Raw genomic sequence first — 17,454 nt, 5'->3', positions numbered from 1 at the left:
CAGGGGAGGCCCCAAGCCGGGGCGAGGAGGGCGGGCCATGGTGCAGAAGGCCAAGATCCTCCTGGTCGATGACCGGCCGGAGAATCTGCTCGCGCTGGAGGCGATCCTCTCGGCGCTCGATCAGACGCTGGTGCGGGCATCGTCCGGGGAGGAAGCGCTCAAGGCACTGCTCACGGACGATTTCGCGGTCATTCTGCTGGACGTCCAGATGCCGGGCATGGACGGTTTCGAGACCGCCGCGCACATCAAGCGGCGGGAGCGGACCCGGGACATCCCGATCATCTTCCTCACCGCGATCAACCACGGCCCGCACCACACCTTCCGGGGGTACGCGGCGGGGGCGGTCGACTACATCTCCAAGCCGTTCGACCCGTGGGTGCTGCGCGCGAAGGTCTCGGTCTTCGTCGAGCTGTACATGAAGAACTGCCAGCTGCGGGAGCAGGCGGCGCTGCTGCGGCTCCAGCTGGAGGGCGGCGAGAAGGACACGGCCGATTCCAAGGAGACGGCGGGGCTGCTCGCGGAGCTCTCGGCGCGGCTCGCGGCCGTCGAGGAGCAGGCCGAGGCGCTCACCAAGCAGCTCAACGACGAGTCGACCGACGCTGCCGCGGTGGCCACAGCCGCCCATCTGGAGCGCAAGCTCACGGGGTTGCGGCGGGCGCTGGACGCCCTGGAGCCCGGGACCGGCAGCGCGTCGTCGGTGCCGTCGCAGAACTGACGCCGAGGACAGGGGCGTTGGCCGGGCATCCGATGCGCCGTGGAGGTGAGACCGCGTCAACCGCGCGTCAATGTCACGCCTCGACAAGAGCGACACGAACGGGTGAAGCGTCCGCCACGCGTGTTCCCAACCGTCTCCCCCGGTAACCTCACCCCCATGGCCTCACGTCCCTCCGCAGCCAAGAAGCCGCCCGCGAAGAAGGCGCCCGCTTCCGCGAAGGCTCCGGCGAAGAAGGCCGCTGCCAAGAAGGTCCCGGCGAAGAAGGCTCCCGCCAGGAAGGCCGCGGCGAAGAAGCCCGCGCCCGCACCGGCCGCCCCGAATCCGACCAGCGGCGTCTACCGGCTCGTACGCGCCCTGTGGCTGGGCCTCGCGCACGCGGTGGGCGCCGTCTTCCGCGGCATAGGGCAGGGCGCCAAGAACCTCGACCCCGCGCACCGCAAGGACGGCCTGGCGCTGCTGCTGCTCGCCGTCGCCCTGATCGTCGCCGCCGGCACCTGGGCCGATCTGAAGGGTCCCGTGGGTGACCTCGTGGAGATCCTGGTCGCCGGGGCCTTCGGCCGGCTCGACCTGCTGGTGCCGATCCTGGTCGCCGTCATCGCCGTACGGCTCATCCGGCACCCGGAGAAGCCGGAGGCCAACGGACGGATCGTGATCGGTCTGTCCGCGCTCGTCATCGGCGTGCTCGGGCAGATCCACATCGGCTGCGGCTCGCCCGCGCGCGGCGACGGCATGCAGGCCATAAGGGACGCCGGCGGGCTCATCGGCTGGGGCGCGGCCACACCGCTGTCGGCGACCATGACCGACGTCCTCGCCGTGCCGCTGCTGGTGCTGCTCACCGTCTTCGGCCTGCTGGTCGTCACCGCCACCCCGGTCAACGCCATCCCGCAGCGCCTGCGGCAGCTCGGCGTGCGGCTCGGACTCGTCCGCGAACCCGAGCCGGAGGAGTTCGGCGAGGACGACGAGCGCTACGAGCAGCAGTGGCGCGAGTCGCTGCCCGCGAGCCGCCGCGGACGGCGGCCGGTGCCCGAGGAGTACGACCCGGACAGGGCGGAGCAGGAGGCGCTGTCCCGGCGCCGGGGCCGGCCCCGGCGGTCCGCGGTGCCGAGGCCCGCCATGGACCGGCCCATGGACGCCGTGGACGTGGCCGCCGCCGCTGCCGCCGCGCTGGACGGTGCCGTGCTGCACGGGATGCCGCCCTCGCCGATCGTCGCCGACCTGACCCAGGGCGTGAGCACCGGGGACCGGGAGCCGACCACACCGACGCCGGTGCCGGCCGCCCGCCCGCAGCGGGAGAAGCCGAAGACGGACAGGTCTCAGAGCGGGCCTCAGGACGGGCCTCAGGACGGGCCGAAGCGGGACAAGCCGCCGGCCGGCGTCCTGGACATGACCAAGGAGCCGCCGCGCGAACCCCGTGATCTGCCCGCCCGCGCGGAGCAGCTCCAGCTCTCCGGCGACATCACCTACTCGCTGCCCTCCCTCGACCTGCTCGAGCGCGGTGGCCCCAGCAAGACCCGCAGCGCCGCCAACGACGCCATCGTCGACGCGCTGCGGAAGGTCTTCACGGAGTTCAAGGTGGACGCCGCCGTCACCGGCTTCACCCGCGGCCCGACGGTCACCCGCTACGTCGTGGAACTCGGCCCGGCCGTGAAGGTCGAGCGGGTGACCGCGCTGACCAAGAACATCGCGTACGCCGTCGCCAGCCCGGACGTGCGGATCATCAGCCCGATCCCCGGCAAGTCCGCGGTGGGCATCGAGATCCCGAACACCGACCGGGAGATGGTCAACCTCGGCGACGTACTGCGACTCGCGGAGTCCGCCGAGGACGACGACCCGATGCTGGTCGCCTTCGGCAAGGACGTCGAGGGCGGCTACGTCATGGACTCCCTGGCGAAGATGCCGCACATGCTGGTCGCCGGCGCCACCGGCTCCGGAAAGTCGTCCTGCATCAACTGCCTGATCACCTCGATCATGATGCGGGCGACCCCGGAGGACGTCCGGATGATCCTGGTCGACCCCAAGCGCGTGGAGCTGACGGCGTACGAGGGCATCCCGCACCTGATCACGCCGATCATCACCAACCCCAAGCGGGCCGCCGAGGCGCTCCAGTGGGTCGTGCGCGAGATGGACCTGCGCTACGACGACCTCGCGGCCTACGGCTACCGGCACATTGACGACTTCAACCGCGCGGTGCGCGAGGGCAAGGTCAAGCCGCCCGAGGGCAGTGAGCGCGAGCTGCAGCCGTACCCGTACCTGCTGGTGATCGTCGACGAGCTGGCCGACCTGATGATGGTCGCCCCGCGCGACGTCGAGGACTCCATCGTGCGCATCACGCAGCTCGCGCGGGCGGCCGGAATCCACCTGGTGCTCGCCACACAGCGGCCGTCCGTCGACGTGGTCACCGGTCTGATCAAGGCGAACGTGCCGTCCCGGCTGGCGTTCGCCACCTCCTCGCTCGCGGACTCACGGGTCATCCTCGACCAGCCCGGCGCCGAGAAGCTGATCGGCAAGGGCGACGGGCTGTTCCTGCCGATGGGCGCGAACAAGCCGACGCGTCTGCAGGGCGCGTTCGTGACCGAGGAGGAGGTCGCGGCCGTCGTCCGGCACTGCAAGGAGCAGATGGCGCCCGTCTTCCGGGACGACGTCACGGTCGGGAGCAAGCAGAAGAAGGAGATCGACGAGGACATCGGCGACGACCTGGACCTGCTGTGCCAGGCGGCCGAGCTGGTCGTCTCCACCCAGTTCGGGTCGACGTCCATGCTCCAGCGCAAGCTGCGCGTCGGCTTCGCCAAGGCGGGCCGGCTGATGGACCTCATGGAGTCGCGGAACATCGTCGGACCGAGCGAGGGTTCGAAGGCCCGTGACGTTCTTGTGAAGCCTGATGAACTGGATGGCGTGCTGGCGCTGATCCGGGGGGAGTCTGAAGGGTAGGCGAACGGGAGGCGGTCGTCGCCTCCGGGCACCCGGGCGGTCGATCGTGACCCACCCGTTAGGGATCACCGGGCAACTGTTTCCCTTCGGTGTACGTCAAGTTGAGCGAAGCGACAAACCGCAGTCCCATCATCGGAATGTCGGGCCATTCCGATGGCGTACAAAGTCCTACCGCCCGGTTGCCCCATCCTCTTGTACCCCTCCTAGACTGAACCTCCAGCACAGGCGGCTACACGCTCGAAAGGCGCCCCCGTGTCCATCGGCAACTCCCCTGAAGACGAGCGTCCGTTCGAAGACGTTTCCGAGGAAGCCCGCCCTTCCGTCTCCGTCGGCCGAGCGCTGCGGCAGGCGCGCATCGCCGCCGGGCTCACCGTCGACGACGTCAGTACCGCCACCCGGGTCCGCATCGCCATCGTGCACGCCATCGAGGCGGACGACTTCGCCCCCTGCGGCGGCGACGTCTACGCGCGCGGGCACATCCGGACCCTGGCCAGGGCCGTGGACCTCGACCCTGCCCCGCTGATCGCCCAGTACGAGGCCGAGCACGGCGGCGGCCGTCCGGCCCCGACCCCGGCCGCCCCGCTGTTCGAGGCGGAACGGATCCGTCCGGAGCGGCGCGGACCCAACTGGACCGCGGCCATGGTCGCCGCGATCGTCGTCGTGATCGGCTTCGTCGGATTCACGATGGTCAAGGGCGACGACGACGGCGGCAAGGCGAACGTCGCCGACGGCGCCACGCCCAGCAAGCCGGCCGCCTCACCCACCCCGAAGTCCGAGAAGCCCGTCGCACCCGAGCCGGAACCGTCGGACAGCGCCATCGCCGCCGCGCCGCAGGACAAGGTGACGGTCCAGGTCAGCGCCGCCGACGGACGCAGCTGGATCTCCGCCAAGGACCACAACGGCCGGCAGTTGTTCGACGGACTGCTCAAGCAGGGCGATTCCAAGACCTTCCAGGACAGCACCAAGATCAATCTGGTCCTCGGTGACGCCGGCGCGATCGACCTGTTCGTGAACGGCAAGAAGATCGAGGACGACTGGCAGCCGGGCGCCGTCGAGCGCCTCACCTACACCAAGGGCGACCCACAGGCCGGATGACCCGGCACAAAGGGTGCTTCGTCGACGGGGTTGGCCATGATCGGCCAACCCCGTCGACGTGGGGCGTCAGCGGGACGAAGTAGTCTTGAGCCCATGCCTGAACGCCGTACCGTCGCACTCGTCACCCTTGGCTGCGCCCGTAACGAGGTGGACTCGGAGGAGCTCGCAGGCCGTTTGGAGGCGGACGGCTGGCAGCTCGTGGAGGACGCCGAGGAAGCGGACGTCGCCGTCGTCAACACCTGTGGCTTCGTCGAGGCCGCCAAGAAGGACTCCGTCGACGCCCTCCTGGAGGCCAACGACCTCAAGGGACACGGAAGAACCCAGGCCGTCGTCGCGGTGGGCTGCATGGCCGAGCGGTACGGCAAGGAACTCGCCGAGGCCCTCCCCGAAGCCGACGGCGTGCTCGGCTTCGACGACTACGCCGACATCTCCGACCGCCTCCAGACCATCCTGAACGGCGGCATCCACGCCTCCCACACCCCGCGCGACCGCCGCAAGCTGCTGCCGATCAGCCCGGCCGAGCGGCAGGACTCCGCCGCCGCCGTCGCCCTCCCGGGACACGGCCCGGCGGACCTGCCCGACGGCCTCGCCCCGGCCTCCGGCCCCCGCGCGCCGCTGCGCCGCCGGCTGGACGGCTCCCCGGTCGCCTCGGTGAAGCTCGCCTCCGGCTGCGACCGGCGCTGCTCCTTCTGCGCCATCCCGTCCTTCCGCGGCTCCTTCATCTCGCGCCGCCCCAGCGACGTGCTGAACGAGACGCGCTGGCTGGCCGAACAGGGCGTGAAGGAGATCATGCTGGTCTCCGAGAACAACACCTCCTACGGCAAGGACCTCGGCGACATCCGCCTGCTGGAGTCCCTGCTGCCCGAGCTGGCCGAGGTCGACGGCCTGGAGCGGGTGCGCGTCAGCTACCTCCAGCCGGCCGAGATGCGGCCCGGCCTGATCGACGTGCTGACCTCCACCCCGAAGGTCGCCCCCTACTTCGACCTGTCCTTCCAGCACTCCGCGCCCGACGTGCTGCGCGCGATGCGCCGCTTCGGCGACACCGACCGGTTCCTGGAACTGCTCGACACCATCCGGAGCAAGGCGCCCCAGGCCGGTGTGCGCTCCAACTTCATCGTCGGCTTCCCCGGCGAGTCCGCGGCCGACCTCGCCGAGCTGGAGCGCTTCCTGAACCACGCGCGGCTGGACGCCGTCGGCGTCTTCGGCTACTCCGACGAGGAGGGCACCGAGGCCGCGACGTACGACCGCAAGCTGGACGAGGACGTCGTCGCCGAGCGGCTGGCCCGGGTCTCCCGGCTGGCCGAGGAACTGGTCTCGCAGCGCGCCGAGGAACGGGTCGGCGAGACCGTGCACGTGCTGGTGGAGTCCGTCGGCGAGACGGAGGGCGTGTACGGCCGGGCGGCGCACCAGGCCCCCGAGACGGACGGCCAGGTGCTGCTCACGAGCGGCGAGGGGCTGGCCGTCGGCCGTATGGTCGAGGCGAAGGTGATCGGCACGGAGGGTGTCGACCTGGTGGCCGAGCCGCTGTTCCAGGGTTCGCCCGCGTGGAGTGAGGAGGCGGGCAGATGACGGGTGTCCCGGCATCGGCGGCGGGAGGCCCCTCCGGCGCGAGGAGGACGGCGGGCGCCGCCCCCGGAGGCCTGCCGGCGAGCGGCCGCACGGTCGCGCGGGAGGCACGGGGCACGGCTCCGGGATCGTCCGGCGGCGGACCGGCCCGGCGCGGTGCGTCCGGCCGTGGCCCGGCCGGCGCCCGGACGCACGGCGGCGAGGCGGCATCGGCCACCGCGTCCCGTGACGGCGCCGACGCCGGGGACGGGACCAGGCCCGCGCGCGGCGCGAAGGTCGTGGCGGCGGCCGTGAACCAGGCCAGCGTCTGGAACATCGCCAACCTGCTGACCATGCTCCGGCTGCTCCTGGTGCCGGCGTTCGTCATGCTGATGCTCGCTGAGGGCGGGTACGACCCGGCGTGGCGGTCGTTCGCCTGGGCGGCCTTCGCCATCGCCATGATCACCGACCTGTTCGACGGTCATCTGGCGCGCACCTACGACCTCGTCACCGACTTCGGGAAGATCGCCGACCCCATCGCCGACAAGGCGATCATGGGAGCGGCGCTGATCTGTCTCTCCTCGCTGGGCGATCTCCCGTGGTGGGTCACCGGGGTCATCCTCGGCCGGGAACTCGGCGTCACCCTGCTGCGTTTCCTGGTCATTCGCTACGGAGTGATCCCGGCCAGCCGAGGGGGCAAGCTCAAGACGCTCACCCAGGGCATCGCCGTCGGTATGTACGTACTGGCGCTGACGGGGTGGCTGGCCACGCTGCGGTGGTGGGTGATGGCCGCGGCGGTCGTGCTGACCGTGGCGACCGGAGTCGACTATGTGAAACAGGCCATTGTGCTGCGCAGGCGGGGAATCGCCGAGCGCGAGGCGGCGTTGGAGGAGACGGAAGCGTGAGTTCCGAGGCCACCGAGGTGGTGCGACTACTCACTGTGAACGGTGGAACGCTCGCCGTCGCCGAGTCGCTGACCGGTGGTCTGGTGGCGGCCGAGATCACTTCGGTGCCCGGGGCGTCCAAGGTCTTCCGGGGCTCGGTGACGGCGTACGCCACCGAACTCAAGCAGCGACTGCTCGGGGTGGACGCCACCCTGCTGGCGGAGCGCGGAGCGGTGGATCCGCAGGTGGCGGCCCAGATGGCGGCCGGCGTCCGCGAGGCGCTGGGCGCCGACTGGGGCATCGCCACCACCGGCGTCGCCGGTCCGGATCCCCAGGACGGCCAGGCCGTCGGCACGGTTTTCGTCGCCGTGGACGGCCCCTCGGGCACGGGAACGGGTTCCGCCCGCGGCGGAAAAGTGCGGCATCTGCGGTTGAACGGCGACCGCGCGGAAATTCGTATGGAGAGTGTACGGAGCGTACTCGCACTGCTTCTGAGGGAGCTTGCGGGCGAACAGACCGGGAATGAGCGGGCACAGGATACGGAACGGAACGGGGGGTTTTGATGTTTGCAGCCCTGAGTGAACACGACATCGCTCCCCGCACGGCCGCGGCGCAAGGCGGTACGGTGGGGCGAGAAGGATGCGGCTACGCGGTCCGAGGAGGGAGCCACCGATGATTCTGCTCCGTCGCCTGCTGGGTGACGTGCTGCGTCGGCAGCGCCAACGCCAGGGCCGTACTCTGCGCGAAGTCTCCTCGTCCGCCCGAGTCTCACTCGGCTATCTCTCCGAGGTGGAGCGGGGGCAGAAGGAGGCTTCCTCCGAGCTGCTCTCCGCCATCTGCGACGCGCTGGACGTACGGATGTCCGAGCTCATGCGGGAAGTGAGCGACGAGCTCGCTCTCGCCGAACTGGCCCAGTCTGCTGCAGCGACGCCCAGCGAGTCCGTACCCACGCCGGTTCGTCCGATGCTGGGTTCCGTTTCGGTGACCGGTGTGCCACCGGAACGGGTGACCATCAAGGCGCCCGCCGAGGCGGTGGACGTCGTCGCCGCGTGAGCGTGGTGTGCCGCGCACGCGCGGTGTGAAGGCAGTGGGATGCCCCGGTGGGGGCCCTTCCGGGAGATCCGGAGGGGTGCCGCCGGGGTTTTCGCGTGCCTGGGTCTTCTCCCGTGCGTTTGCCGGTGCGGCGCGCGGCGGTCATCGTTGAGGGACGAGGCGGGGGGCTGCTACGGAGGTGCGGATGTACGTCGTGAAGAGCCCGCTGTCCGACGCGAACCTGAAGACCGTGTCCGAGGCGCTGCAGGGTGCCCTGGTCGACCTGGTGGACCTCGCCCTGGTGGCCAAACAGATCCACTGGAACGTGGTCGGGCAACGCTTCCGTTCCGTGCACCTCCAGCTCGACGAGGTCGTGGCCCTGGCGCGTACCCACTCCGACACCGTGGCGGAGCGCGCCGCGGCACTGGGGGTCTCGCCCGACGGGCGCGCCGCGACGGTCGCCGTCGGCAGCGGCATCGGGGTGACGCCCGAGGGCTGGGTCGACGACACGGCCGCGGTGGGCGCGCTCGTGGAGGCGCTGGGCGCGGTGATCGCCCGTATGCGGGAGCGGGTCACGGCGACCGCCGAACCGGACCCGGTGAGCCAGGACATCCTGATCACGATCACCGCGGACCTCGAGAAGCAGCACTGGATGTTCCAGGCCGAGAACGGGTGACGTGACCTTCGAGGGCCGTGGGGCCCTCGTGGAGCGGCCCGGGGGGGCCGGACGCGCCCGTGTGCCCTTGGTGCGCCCTGTGTGCGGGGGCGAGCGGTCTCATGGCGTCGGCGCGGGGGTGGGGGCCGTGACGACGGGGCGGGTGCTGCGTCGGGGGGCCGTTCTGGGGTTCGGGGCGCTGTGGTGGTGGGCGGTGGCGCGGCTGCTGCTGGTGCCCGACGCCGGGGTGGTGGAAGGGGCGGTCGCGGCCGGCGGGTGGGGGCTCAGTCTGCTGCCGGTGCACTGCGTGCCCAAGTCGCGGGCGGAGGGGGCGCTCGCGGCGGGACGGTGGCGGCGGGCGTGGCGGATGGGCACCGTGCGTCGGTTCACCGACGGGGAGTGAACGGAGCCGGGCCCGGCTGGCAGGTGGGGCACCAGTACGTGGGGCGCTCGCGGGAGCCGTCGCCCTGGTCGGCGAGACGGATCGGGGTGCGGCAGCGCAGACAGGGGCGGCGGGCGCGGCCGTACACGAACAGGTCCTGGCCGCGGCGGCCCGTGGTGTTGCGGACCGGGCGCTCGCGGTTGGACTCCAGCAGTTTCCGGGCGAGCACCGGAAGCTTCGCGGAACGGTCGGCGGGCAACTCTCCCACGGGGAGCCAGGGGGTGACGCCGAGGAGGAAGCACAGCTCGCTCTTGAAGATGTTGCCGATTCCGGCGAGGTTCCGCTGGTCCGGCAGGGCCTCGCCGAGGGGGCGGGCCGGGTCCTTCAGGAGGTTGGCCAGTGCGAGGCCGGGGTCCCAGTCCGGGCCGAGGAGGTCGGGGCCGAGGTGGCCGACCGCGCGGTCCTCGTCGGTGGTGCGCATCAGTTCCAGGACGGGGAGCCGGTAGCCGACGGCCGTACGGTCGGCGTTGCCGAGGATCGCGCGGATCTGGTGGGCGGGGCCGCCGTTCCAGCGCTGCCCGGGCGTGTACACCCGCCAGGAGCCGTCCATCCTCAGGTGCGAGTGCAGCGTCAGTCCGCCTTCGACGCGGGTCAGCAGGTGCTTGCCGCGCGGGGTGACGTCCAGCACGGTGCGGCCGGTGAGGTCGGCCGTGGCGAACCTCGGCACCCGGAGGTCGCTGCGGGTCAGCACCTGGCCGGCCAGGGCGTCGTGCAGCCGCCTCGCGGCCTGCCAGACCGTATCTCCTTCGGGCATGCGTCAAGGGTGGCACGCCGGGCGGCGGGGGCGCTCGGGTGGGCGTGTGGTGGTGGGCCGGGGGTGCGGGCGTGGTCGTCGGGAAGGGCGGCGTGGCCCGTGGTTCGCAGGAGGGGGCAAGGGGGTGTCGTGGGCTCCGTCGGCGCGTGTGGGGCGTCCGGTCGGTGGAGGCCGGGATCCGTCGGGGTGGCGGTGGGTCAGGCGCGCAGGCGGAGTCCTCTGGGGGTGGCGACGAAACCCGCGGTCTCCAGGAGGGTGCCCAGGGGGGAGGTCAGCGCCGAGGTGCCGTTGACGCGCTCCACCGTGACCGTGCCCAGGGAGCCCGCGCGGGCGGCCGCGGCGAGGGCCTCGGCGGCGGCCGGGAGGCGTGGGTCGTCGGCGGGATCTCCGTCGGAGCCGGCGGGCCAGGCCAGCAGCGTCTTGCCGCCGCGCTCCATGTAGAGCGTCAGCTCGCCGTCCACCAGCACCACCAGGGAGCCCGCCTTGCGGCCGGGTTTGTGCCCGGCGCCGGTCGGCGGCTCGGGCCATCCCAGAGCGGCACCGTAGGCGTTCGCCGGGTCGGCGGCGGCCAGGACCACGGCGCGTGCGGCGTGGTCCTGGCCGGTACGGCGGCCGGCGAAGGGGTCGTACGCGGGACGCCCGCCGTTACGCCGGGGCGCAGGGGACTGCGGGGCCAGGTCGCGCGGGGAGACGTAGTCGCCCGGCGAGAGACGGGGGTACGGCGTGTCGTCCGGGCCGGGGAAGCCGTCGTGCGCGGAGGTGACGCCGAACGGGTCGGGCAGGTCGGGGCCGGGGGCGGCCGGGAGGCCGTCGCTCCGCTCGCGGGCGTTGGCCGCCGCGCGGAGGCGGTCCACGGCCCCGTCCATCGCGAACTGGGCGGCGCCCAGGCCCTCCACCACATAGCCGCGACGCGCCTGGCCCGTCTCCTCGAAGGCGGACAGCACCCGGTACACCGCCGAGAAGCCGCCCTCGACACCCTCCGCGGAGACGGCGCCCCGGGTCACCACACCGTGCCGGTCGAGCAGGGTGCGGGCCAGGGCGTGGGCGCGGACCGTGGCATCCGTGTTCGTGTCCGGGAGCAGGGACCAGCGGCCGGCGACGGTCGGCGGGCCGGTGCGGGAGGCACCGCGGGCGGACGCCGTGAGCGAGCCGTAGCGCCCGCGCGGGACGGAGCGCTTCGCGCGGTGGGCCGTGGCGCCCGCGGTGCGGCCCGAGCCCAGCAGGGAGCGCAGGGGGGAGAGCGTGTCGTTGGTCAGCCGCCCGGACCAGGCGAGGTCCCACAGGGCGTCGGCCAGTTGGGGATCGGTGGCCTCGGGGTGCGTGGTGGCGCGGACCTGGTCGGCGATCTGGCGGAAGAACAGGCCGTAGCCGCCGGAGAGGGCGTCCAGGACGGACCGGTGGAGGGCGGTCGGCTCCAGGGGGTGCGGGGGCGGCAGCAGCAGCGGGGCCGTGTCCGCGAGGTAGAGGGAGACCCAGCCGTCCTTCCCGGGCAGCGAACCGGCGCCCGCCCACACCACCTCCCCGGCGGCCGTCAGCTCGTCCAGCATCGCCGGGGCGTAGTCCGCCACCCGGGACGGCAGGACCAGCTTCTCCAGGGCGGACGCGGGTACGGACGCGCCCTGCAACTGCTCGACGGCGCGCACCAGGCCGTCGACGCCGCGCAGGGAGTGTCCCTTGCCGATGTGCTGCCACTGGGGGAGGAACTGGGCGAGCGCGGGCGGCGGCACCGGCTCCAGTTCGTGCCGCAGCGCGGCCAGGGAGCGGCGGCGCAGCCGGCGCAGTACGGCCGCGTCGCACCACTCCTGTCCGATCCCGGCCGGGTGGAACTCGCCCTGGACGACCCTGCCCGCCGCAGAGAGCCGCCGCAGGGCGCCCTCGGTGACCGCCACACCCAGACCGAAACGGGCCGCCGCCGTCGCCGACGTGAACGGGCCGTGGGTGCGCGCGTACCGCGCGAGGAGGTCGCCGAGGGGATCCTTGACCGGCTCGGTGAACGCCTCCGGCACGCCGACCGGCAGCGCCGTGCCCAGCGCGTCGCGCAGCCGGCCGGCGTCCTCGATCGCCGCCCAGTGGTCGGTGCCGGCCACCCGCACCCGGATGGCGCGCCGCGCGGAGGCGAGCTCCCGTGCCCACTGCGGCTCGGCGCCCCGCTCGGAGAGTTCGGCGTCGGTGAGCGGGCCCAGCAGCCGCAGCAGGTCGGCCACGCCCTCCGCGTCCTTGACGCGCCGGTCCTCGGTGAGCCACCGCAGCTCGCGCTCCAGCTCGGTCAGCACCTCCGCGTCGAGCAGCTCGCGCAGCTCCGCCTGGCCGAGCAGCTCGGCCAGCAGCCGTGAGTCCAGCGACAGGGCGGCGGCGCGGCGCTCGGCGAGCGGGGAGTCGCCCTCGTACAGGAACTGGGCGACGTATCCGAAGAGGAGGGAGCGGGCGAAGGGGGACGGTTCGGGAGTGGTGACCTCGACCAGGCGCACCTTGCGCGCCTCCAGGTCACCCATCAGCTCGACGAGCCCGGGCACGTCGAAGACGTCCTGGAGGCACTCGCGGACGGCCTCGAGGACGATCGGGAACGAACCGAACTCCCCGGCCACCTGGAGCAGCTGTGAGGCGCGCTGACGCTGCTGCCACAGCGGGGTGCGCCGGCCGGGGTTGCGGCGCGGCAGCAGCAGCGCGCGGGCCGCGCACTCGCGGAACCGGGACGCGAACAGCGCCGAGCCGCCCACCTGGTCGGTGACGACCTGGTCGACCTCGCCCTTGTCGAAGACGACGTCGGCCGCGCCCACGGGGGCCCGGTCCGCGTCGTACTCGGTGCCGGCCTTCACCGGCTCCTGGTCGAGCAGGTCGAGGCCCATCAGATCGGCGTCCGGCAGGCGCAGCACGATGCCGTCGTCGGCGTGCATCACCTGGGCGTCCATGCCGTACCGCTCGGAGAGGCGGGCGCCGAGCGCGAGCGCCCACGGGGCGTGCACCTGGGCGCCGAACGGGGAGTGCACGACGACCCGCCAGTCGCCCAGTTCGTCGCGGAAGCGCTCCACCACGATGGTGCGGTCGTCGGGGACGTGGCCGCAGGCCTCGCGCTGCTCGTCGAGGTAGGACAGGACGTTGTCGGCGGCCCAGGCGTCCAGTCCCGCCGCCAGGAGCCGCAGCCGGGCGTCGTCCTTGGACAGTGAGCCCACCTCGCGCAGGAACGCGCCCACCGCGCGGCCGAGTTCCAGCGGGCGGCCCAGCTGGTCGCCCTTCCAGAACGGCAGCCGGCCCGGCACGCCCGGCGCGGGGGAGACCAGGACGCGGTCGCGCGTGATGTCCTCGATGCGCCAGGAGCTGGTGCCGAGGGTGAAGACGTCACCCACGCGGGACTCGTAGACCATCTCCTCGTCCAGCTCGCCGACCCGTCCGCCGCCCTTCTTGGGGTCGGAGCCCGCCAGGAACACCCCGAAGAGGCCCCGGTCGGGGATCGTGCCGCCGGAGGTGACGGCCAGGCGCTGGGCGCCGGGGCGGCCGGTGATCTCGCCCGTGACCCGGTCCCACACCACGCGCGGGCGCAGCTCCGCGAACGCGTCGGACGGGTAGCGGCCGGCGAGCATGTCCAGGACGCCCGTGAAGGCGGACTCGGGCAGGGACGCGAAGGGCGCCGCGCGGCGGACCGTCGCGAGCAGGTCGTCGAGCTGCCAGGTGTCCATGGCCGTCATGGCGACGATCTGCTGGGCCAGCACGTCCAAGGGGTTCGCGGGGACGCGCAGGGACTCGATGGCGCCCGTGCGCATCCGCTCGGTGACCACGGCGGCCTGCACCAGGTCGCCCCGGTACTTCGGGAACACCACGCCCGTGGAGACCGCGCCCACCTGGTGCCCCGCGCGGCCGACGCGCTGGAGCCCGGAGGCGACGGACGGCGGTGACTCGACCTGGATCACCAGGTCGACGGCGCCCATGTCGATGCCCAGCTCCAGGCTGGAGGTGGCGACCACCGCGGGCAGCCGGCCCGCCTTGAGGTCCTCTTCGACCAAGGCGCGCTGCTCCTTGGACACCGAGCCGTGATGGGCGCGCGCGATGACCGCGGGCGCTCCCTGGGCGGCCCCGGAGCCGCCCATCAGCTCGGCGGGGGAGTGGTGCTCGTCCAGGGGCTCTCCGGTGGCCCGCTCGTAGGCGATCTCGTTGAGCCGGTTGCACAGCCGCTCCGCGAGGCGGCGGGAGTTCGCGAACACGATGGTCGAGCGGTGCGCCTGCACCAGGTCGGTGATCCGCTCCTCGACGTGCGGCCAGATCGACGGGCGCTCGGCCCCTTCCGAGCCGTCGGCGACCGGGGAGCCGCCCAGCTCGCCCAGGTCCTCGACCGGCACCACCACGGACAGGTCGAACTCCTTGCCGGACTCCGGCTGGACGATCTCCACCTTGCGGCGCGGGGAGAGGAACCGGGCGACCTCGTCGACCGGGCGCACCGTCGCCGAGAGGCCGATACGGCGGGCCGGACGGGGCAGCAGCTCGTCCAGCCGCTCCAGGGTGAGCGCGAGATGCGCGCCGCGCTTGGTGCCGGCGACCGCGTGCACCTCGTCGAGGATCACCGTCTCCACGCCCGTCAGCGCCTCGCGCGTGGCGGACGTCAGCATCAGGAACAGCGACTCGGGCGTGGTGATCAGGATGTCCGGCGGACGGGTGGCCAGGGCGCGCCGCTCGGCGGGCGGGGTGTCGCCGGAGCGGATGCCGACCTTCACCTCGGGCTCGGGCAGCCCCAGGCGCACGGACTCCTGGCGGATGCCGGTCAGCGGGCTGCGCAGATTGCGCTCGACGTCGACGGCCAGGGCCTTCAGCGGCGAGACGTACAGGACGCGGCAGCGCTTCTTGGGGTCGGCGGGCGGCGGCGTCGAAGCGAGCTGGTCCAGGGCGGCGAGGAAGGCGGCCAGGGTCTTCCCGGAACCGGTGGGGGCGACCACCAGCACGTCCGAACCCTCCCCGATGGCCCGCCACGCGCCGGCCTGGGCGGCGGTGGGCGCGGAGAACGCCCCCGTGAACCAGCCGCGGGTCGCGGGGGAGAAGCCGTCCAGGGCTCGGTGCGGATCGCTGACCATGCGTCCATCGTGCACCCGGCCACTGACAATCGGGCCGAGCCGGGGGCGGGCGGGGGTGGCCGGGGGCCGCGTGACAATGGCCGTATGGCGGAATCCCGGAGGGAACGGGCGCGGCACTGGCGGTACGACGAACTGCCCGGTGTCGATCTGCTGCGTGCCCGGTACATACGGAAGACGTTCGTCCGGCACACCCACGAGAACTTCGTGATCGCCGCCATCGCCGACGGGGCGGAGGTCTTCCACCACGGCGGCGGCGACGTGTACGCGGGCGCCGGCTCCCTGGCCCTGGTGAACCCGGACACCCCGCACACCGGCCGGGCGGGTGTCCCCGAGGGCTGGCGGTACGGGGCGGTGTACCCCTCGCCCGAGGTGGTGGGCGCGATCGCCGCCGAGACCACCACGCTGCGCGGCACACCGGGGTTCGTGACGCCGGTGCTCGACGATCCGTACACCGTCCGTCTGGTGCACCAGGTGCTGCGGGCCACCGACGAGGGCAACGCGCTCGCCGCCGACACCCTGCTCCGGGTCGCGGTGACCCGGCTGCTGCGGCTGAACGGCGGGACGCTGCCGCGACGCGAGGTGCGCACGGCGGGCGCCGGGATCGCGGCACGCGCGCGTGCCGTGCTGGAGGAGCGGATGGCGGATCCGCCGACGCTGGAGCGGCTGGCCGCCGAGCTGGGCACCGGCCCGTTCGCGCTGCTGCGCGCCTTCCGGGACACCTACGGGATGCCACCGCACACCTGGCTCACCGACGCGCGCGTGCGGCGGGCACGGCGGCTGCTGGACGCGGGGACGGCGCCCTCGGAGGCGGCCGTCGCGGTCGGGTTCACCGACCAGCCGCACCTGAACCGGCACTTCGGCCGGATCGTCGGCGTGCCCCCGGGCGCCTACCAGCGCGAGCGCAAGAACGTACAAGACGCGCGGGGAAGCACGCCCGTACAGTCCGGGGCGTGACAGCGGAACGGACAGAAGTGCTCGCGGACGTACGGGACGACGGAGGAGGAAAGCCGGACGGTGCCGTCGTACGGGACGCCCTCGGCGTCGGGGTCGCCGTCGGACTCTCCGGGTTCGCCTTCGGCGTGACCTCGGCGGGCAGCGGGCTCACCCTGCTCCAGACCTGTGCGCTCAGCCTGCTGGTGTTCACCGGCGCCTCCCAGTTCGCGCTGGTGGGGGCGTTGGCGGCGGGCGGAGGGGCGTTCACGGCCGCCGCGGGGGCGTTCTTCCTGGGGGTGCGCAACGCGTTCTACGGGCTGCGGCTGTCGCAGTTGCTGGCGCTGCCCCGCGCGGTGCGGCCGTTCGCCGCGCAGTGGGTGATCGACGAGACGACCGCCGTCTCGCTCGCCCAGCCCGGCCGGCGCAGCGCGCGCATCGGGTTTCTGGTGACCGGGCTCAGCCTGTACCTCCTGTGGAACCTCACCACACTGCTCGGCGCACTGGGTGCCGAGGCCATCGGGGACACCGACGCGTGGGGGCTGGACGCGGCCGGCCCCGCGGTCTTCCTGGCGCTCCTCGCGCCGATGCTGCGCACCGGTACCGAGCGGACCGTCGCCGGGCTCGCCGTCCTCCTGGGGCTGGGGCTGCTGCCCGTGCTGCCGGCCGGTGTGCCGGTCCTGGTGGCCGCGCTCGCGGCACCGGCCGTCCTGTGGGCGCGGGGCAGGAAGAGCGCCTCGCGCGGTGACACGACGGTGGAGGGGGACCGTTGAACATCTGGATCGCGATCGTCGTGACCGCCGTCGGCTGCTACGCCGTCAAGCTCGCGGGGCTGCTGGTGCCCGCCGGGGTCCTGGAACGGCCCCTCGTCAGGCGTCTCGCCGCGCTCCTTCCGGTCGCCCTGCTCGCCGCGCTGACCGCCCAGCAGACCTTCTCCGACGGCCAGACCCTGGTCGTCGACGCACGGGCGGCGGGTGTGGCGGCCGCCGCCGTGGCGCTGGTTCTGCGCGCTCCGTTCCTGGTCGTCGTCGGAGCCGCGGTCGTGGTGACGGCGGGGGTGCGGGCACTGGGCGGGTGAGGTGGCGGGCACGGCGTCGCCGGACACCGTGCCCGGGGGCGGGTTTCGCTCACCCGCGCCTGCGGGGACGGCCCGGTTCGGGGCCGCCCCCGCAGGCGGGATACTGGGTGCATGCGGTTGACGGTTTTCTGGGAGCGGATGACGGAGCACTTCGGCGCGGGCTACGCCGACACCTTCGCGCGCGACCATGTCATGTCCGAGCTCGGCGGGCGCACCGTGCACGAGGCGCTGGCGGCCGGCTGGAGCGCCAAGGACGTCTGGCAGGTGGTCTGCGGGGTCATGAACGTCCCCGCGGAGAGGCGCTGATCGTCACAGAGACCGTCGGGAGCGCACGGCCGC

14 protein-coding genes and 1 pseudogene are annotated in these 17,454 nt (G+C 73.0%); 13 read left to right on the top strand and 2 right to left on the bottom strand.

Going from position 1 to position 17,454, the window contains the following annotated elements; all coding sequences use genetic code 11:
• The first annotated feature begins 37 nt into the window (after window positions 1-37).
• From ACF1DX_RS12625 to ACF1DX_RS12585, 9 genes are all read left to right on the top strand, one after another.
• Window positions 38-715, top strand: a complete 678-nt coding sequence (locus tag ACF1DX_RS12625; RefSeq protein WP_391791167.1) for a two-component system response regulator — start codon at window positions 38-40, stop codon at window positions 713-715.
• A gap of 156 nt (window positions 716-871) precedes the next feature.
• Window positions 872-3,643 (top strand): DNA translocase FtsK, encoded by a 2,772-nt coding sequence (locus ACF1DX_RS12620; RefSeq protein WP_391791166.1) that lies wholly within the window; start codon window positions 872-874, stop codon window positions 3,641-3,643.
• A gap of 252 nt (window positions 3,644-3,895) precedes the next feature.
• Window positions 3,896-4,738: a helix-turn-helix domain-containing protein gene (locus ACF1DX_RS12615; RefSeq protein ID WP_391791165.1), complete on the top strand. Its 843-nt coding sequence runs from the start codon at window positions 3,896-3,898 to the stop codon at window positions 4,736-4,738.
• Between the two features lie 93 nt (window positions 4,739-4,831).
• Window positions 4,832-6,307 carry a 30S ribosomal protein S12 methylthiotransferase RimO gene (gene rimO / locus ACF1DX_RS12610; RefSeq protein WP_391791164.1) on the top strand — a complete coding sequence of 492 codons (1,476 nt, stop codon included), beginning with the start codon at window positions 4,832-4,834 and terminating at the stop codon, window positions 6,305-6,307.
• Window positions 6,304-7,188: a CDP-diacylglycerol--glycerol-3-phosphate 3-phosphatidyltransferase gene (gene pgsA / locus ACF1DX_RS12605; protein ID WP_391791163.1), complete on the top strand. Its 885-nt coding sequence runs from the start codon at window positions 6,304-6,306 to the stop codon at window positions 7,186-7,188. Before rimO ends, pgsA begins: the two co-directional genes overlap by 4 nt.
• Complete coding sequence (locus ACF1DX_RS12600) at window positions 7,185-7,730, top strand: CinA family protein (protein WP_391791162.1); 546 nt, start codon at window positions 7,185-7,187, stop codon at window positions 7,728-7,730. Before pgsA ends, ACF1DX_RS12600 begins: the two co-directional genes overlap by 4 nt.
• A 109-nt stretch (window positions 7,731-7,839) precedes the next feature.
• A complete protein-coding gene (locus tag ACF1DX_RS12595; RefSeq protein WP_030825954.1) occupies window positions 7,840-8,220 on the top strand; it encodes a helix-turn-helix domain-containing protein in 381 nt (126 codons plus the stop codon).
• A 184-nt stretch (window positions 8,221-8,404) separates the two neighbouring features.
• Complete coding sequence (locus tag ACF1DX_RS12590) at window positions 8,405-8,875, top strand: Dps family protein (RefSeq protein ID WP_391791161.1); 471 nt, start codon at window positions 8,405-8,407, stop codon at window positions 8,873-8,875.
• 127 nt (window positions 8,876-9,002) lie between these two features.
• Entirely contained in the window at window positions 9,003-9,257 is a 255-nt protein-coding gene (locus ACF1DX_RS12585) for a hypothetical protein (RefSeq protein ID WP_391791160.1), read from the top strand.
• Here the strand turns inward: ACF1DX_RS12585 and ACF1DX_RS12580 are convergent.
• Window positions 9,241-10,050 (bottom strand): Fpg/Nei family DNA glycosylase, encoded by an 810-nt coding sequence (locus tag ACF1DX_RS12580; protein WP_391791159.1) that lies wholly within the window; start codon window positions 10,048-10,050, stop codon window positions 9,241-9,243. The genes ACF1DX_RS12585 and ACF1DX_RS12580 overlap by 17 nt on opposite strands.
• A 197-nt stretch (window positions 10,051-10,247) precedes the next feature.
• Window positions 10,248-15,107 (bottom strand): ATP-dependent helicase, encoded by a 4,860-nt coding sequence (locus tag ACF1DX_RS12575; RefSeq protein WP_391791158.1) that lies wholly within the window; start codon window positions 15,105-15,107, stop codon window positions 10,248-10,250.
• A gap of 84 nt (window positions 15,108-15,191) precedes the next feature.
• Here ACF1DX_RS12575 and ACF1DX_RS12570 point away from each other — a divergent pair.
• The 4 genes and pseudogenes from ACF1DX_RS12570 to ACF1DX_RS12555 form a co-directional block, all read left to right on the top strand.
• Window positions 15,192-16,028: pseudogene (locus tag ACF1DX_RS12570) on the top strand (AraC family transcriptional regulator); the annotation flags it as partial.
• A gap of 29 nt (window positions 16,029-16,057) precedes the next feature.
• Complete coding sequence (locus tag ACF1DX_RS12565; RefSeq protein ID WP_391791157.1) at window positions 16,058-16,810, top strand: AzlC family ABC transporter permease; 753 nt, start codon at window positions 16,058-16,060, stop codon at window positions 16,808-16,810.
• Window positions 16,807-17,115 carry an AzlD domain-containing protein gene (locus ACF1DX_RS12560; protein ID WP_391791156.1) on the top strand — a complete coding sequence of 103 codons (309 nt, stop codon included), beginning with the start codon at window positions 16,807-16,809 and terminating at the stop codon, window positions 17,113-17,115. Before ACF1DX_RS12565 ends, ACF1DX_RS12560 begins: the two co-directional genes overlap by 4 nt.
• A 111-nt stretch (window positions 17,116-17,226) precedes the next feature.
• Window positions 17,227-17,421 carry a DUF3046 domain-containing protein gene (locus ACF1DX_RS12555; RefSeq protein ID WP_391791155.1) on the top strand — a complete coding sequence of 65 codons (195 nt, stop codon included), beginning with the start codon at window positions 17,227-17,229 and terminating at the stop codon, window positions 17,419-17,421.
• Window positions 17,422-17,454 lie beyond the last annotated feature (33 nt).

Origin of the sequence: Streptomyces sp. NPDC014676 (genome assembly GCF_043084105.1) — a bacterium.
Taxonomy (GTDB): domain Bacteria; phylum Actinomycetota; class Actinomycetes; order Streptomycetales; family Streptomycetaceae; genus Streptomyces.
The sequence above is the reverse complement of the archived record's forward strand: the minus strand, read 5'-3'. Positions and strand labels throughout refer to the sequence as shown.

Coding starts and splice junctions, on each gene's coding strand:
- ACF1DX_RS12625 (WP_391791167.1), top strand. CDS start 38: ATGGTGCAGAAGGCCAAGATCCTCCTGGTCGATGACCGGCCGGAGAAT.
- ACF1DX_RS12620 (WP_391791166.1), top strand. CDS start 872: ATGGCCTCACGTCCCTCCGCAGCCAAGAAGCCGCCCGCGAAGAAGGCG.
- rimO (WP_391791164.1), top strand. CDS start 4,832: ATGCCTGAACGCCGTACCGTCGCACTCGTCACCCTTGGCTGCGCCCGT.
- pgsA (WP_391791163.1), top strand. CDS start 6,304: ATGACGGGTGTCCCGGCATCGGCGGCGGGAGGCCCCTCCGGCGCGAGG.
- ACF1DX_RS12595 (WP_030825954.1), top strand. CDS start 7,840: ATGATTCTGCTCCGTCGCCTGCTGGGTGACGTGCTGCGTCGGCAGCGC.
- ACF1DX_RS12590 (WP_391791161.1), top strand. CDS start 8,405: ATGTACGTCGTGAAGAGCCCGCTGTCCGACGCGAACCTGAAGACCGTG.
- ACF1DX_RS12580 (WP_391791159.1), bottom strand. CDS start 10,050: ATGCCCGAAGGAGATACGGTCTGGCAGGCCGCGAGGCGGCTGCACGAC.
- ACF1DX_RS12575 (WP_391791158.1), bottom strand. CDS start 15,107: ATGGTCAGCGATCCGCACCGAGCCCTGGACGGCTTCTCCCCCGCGACC.
- ACF1DX_RS12555 (WP_391791155.1), top strand. CDS start 17,227: ATGCGGTTGACGGTTTTCTGGGAGCGGATGACGGAGCACTTCGGCGCG.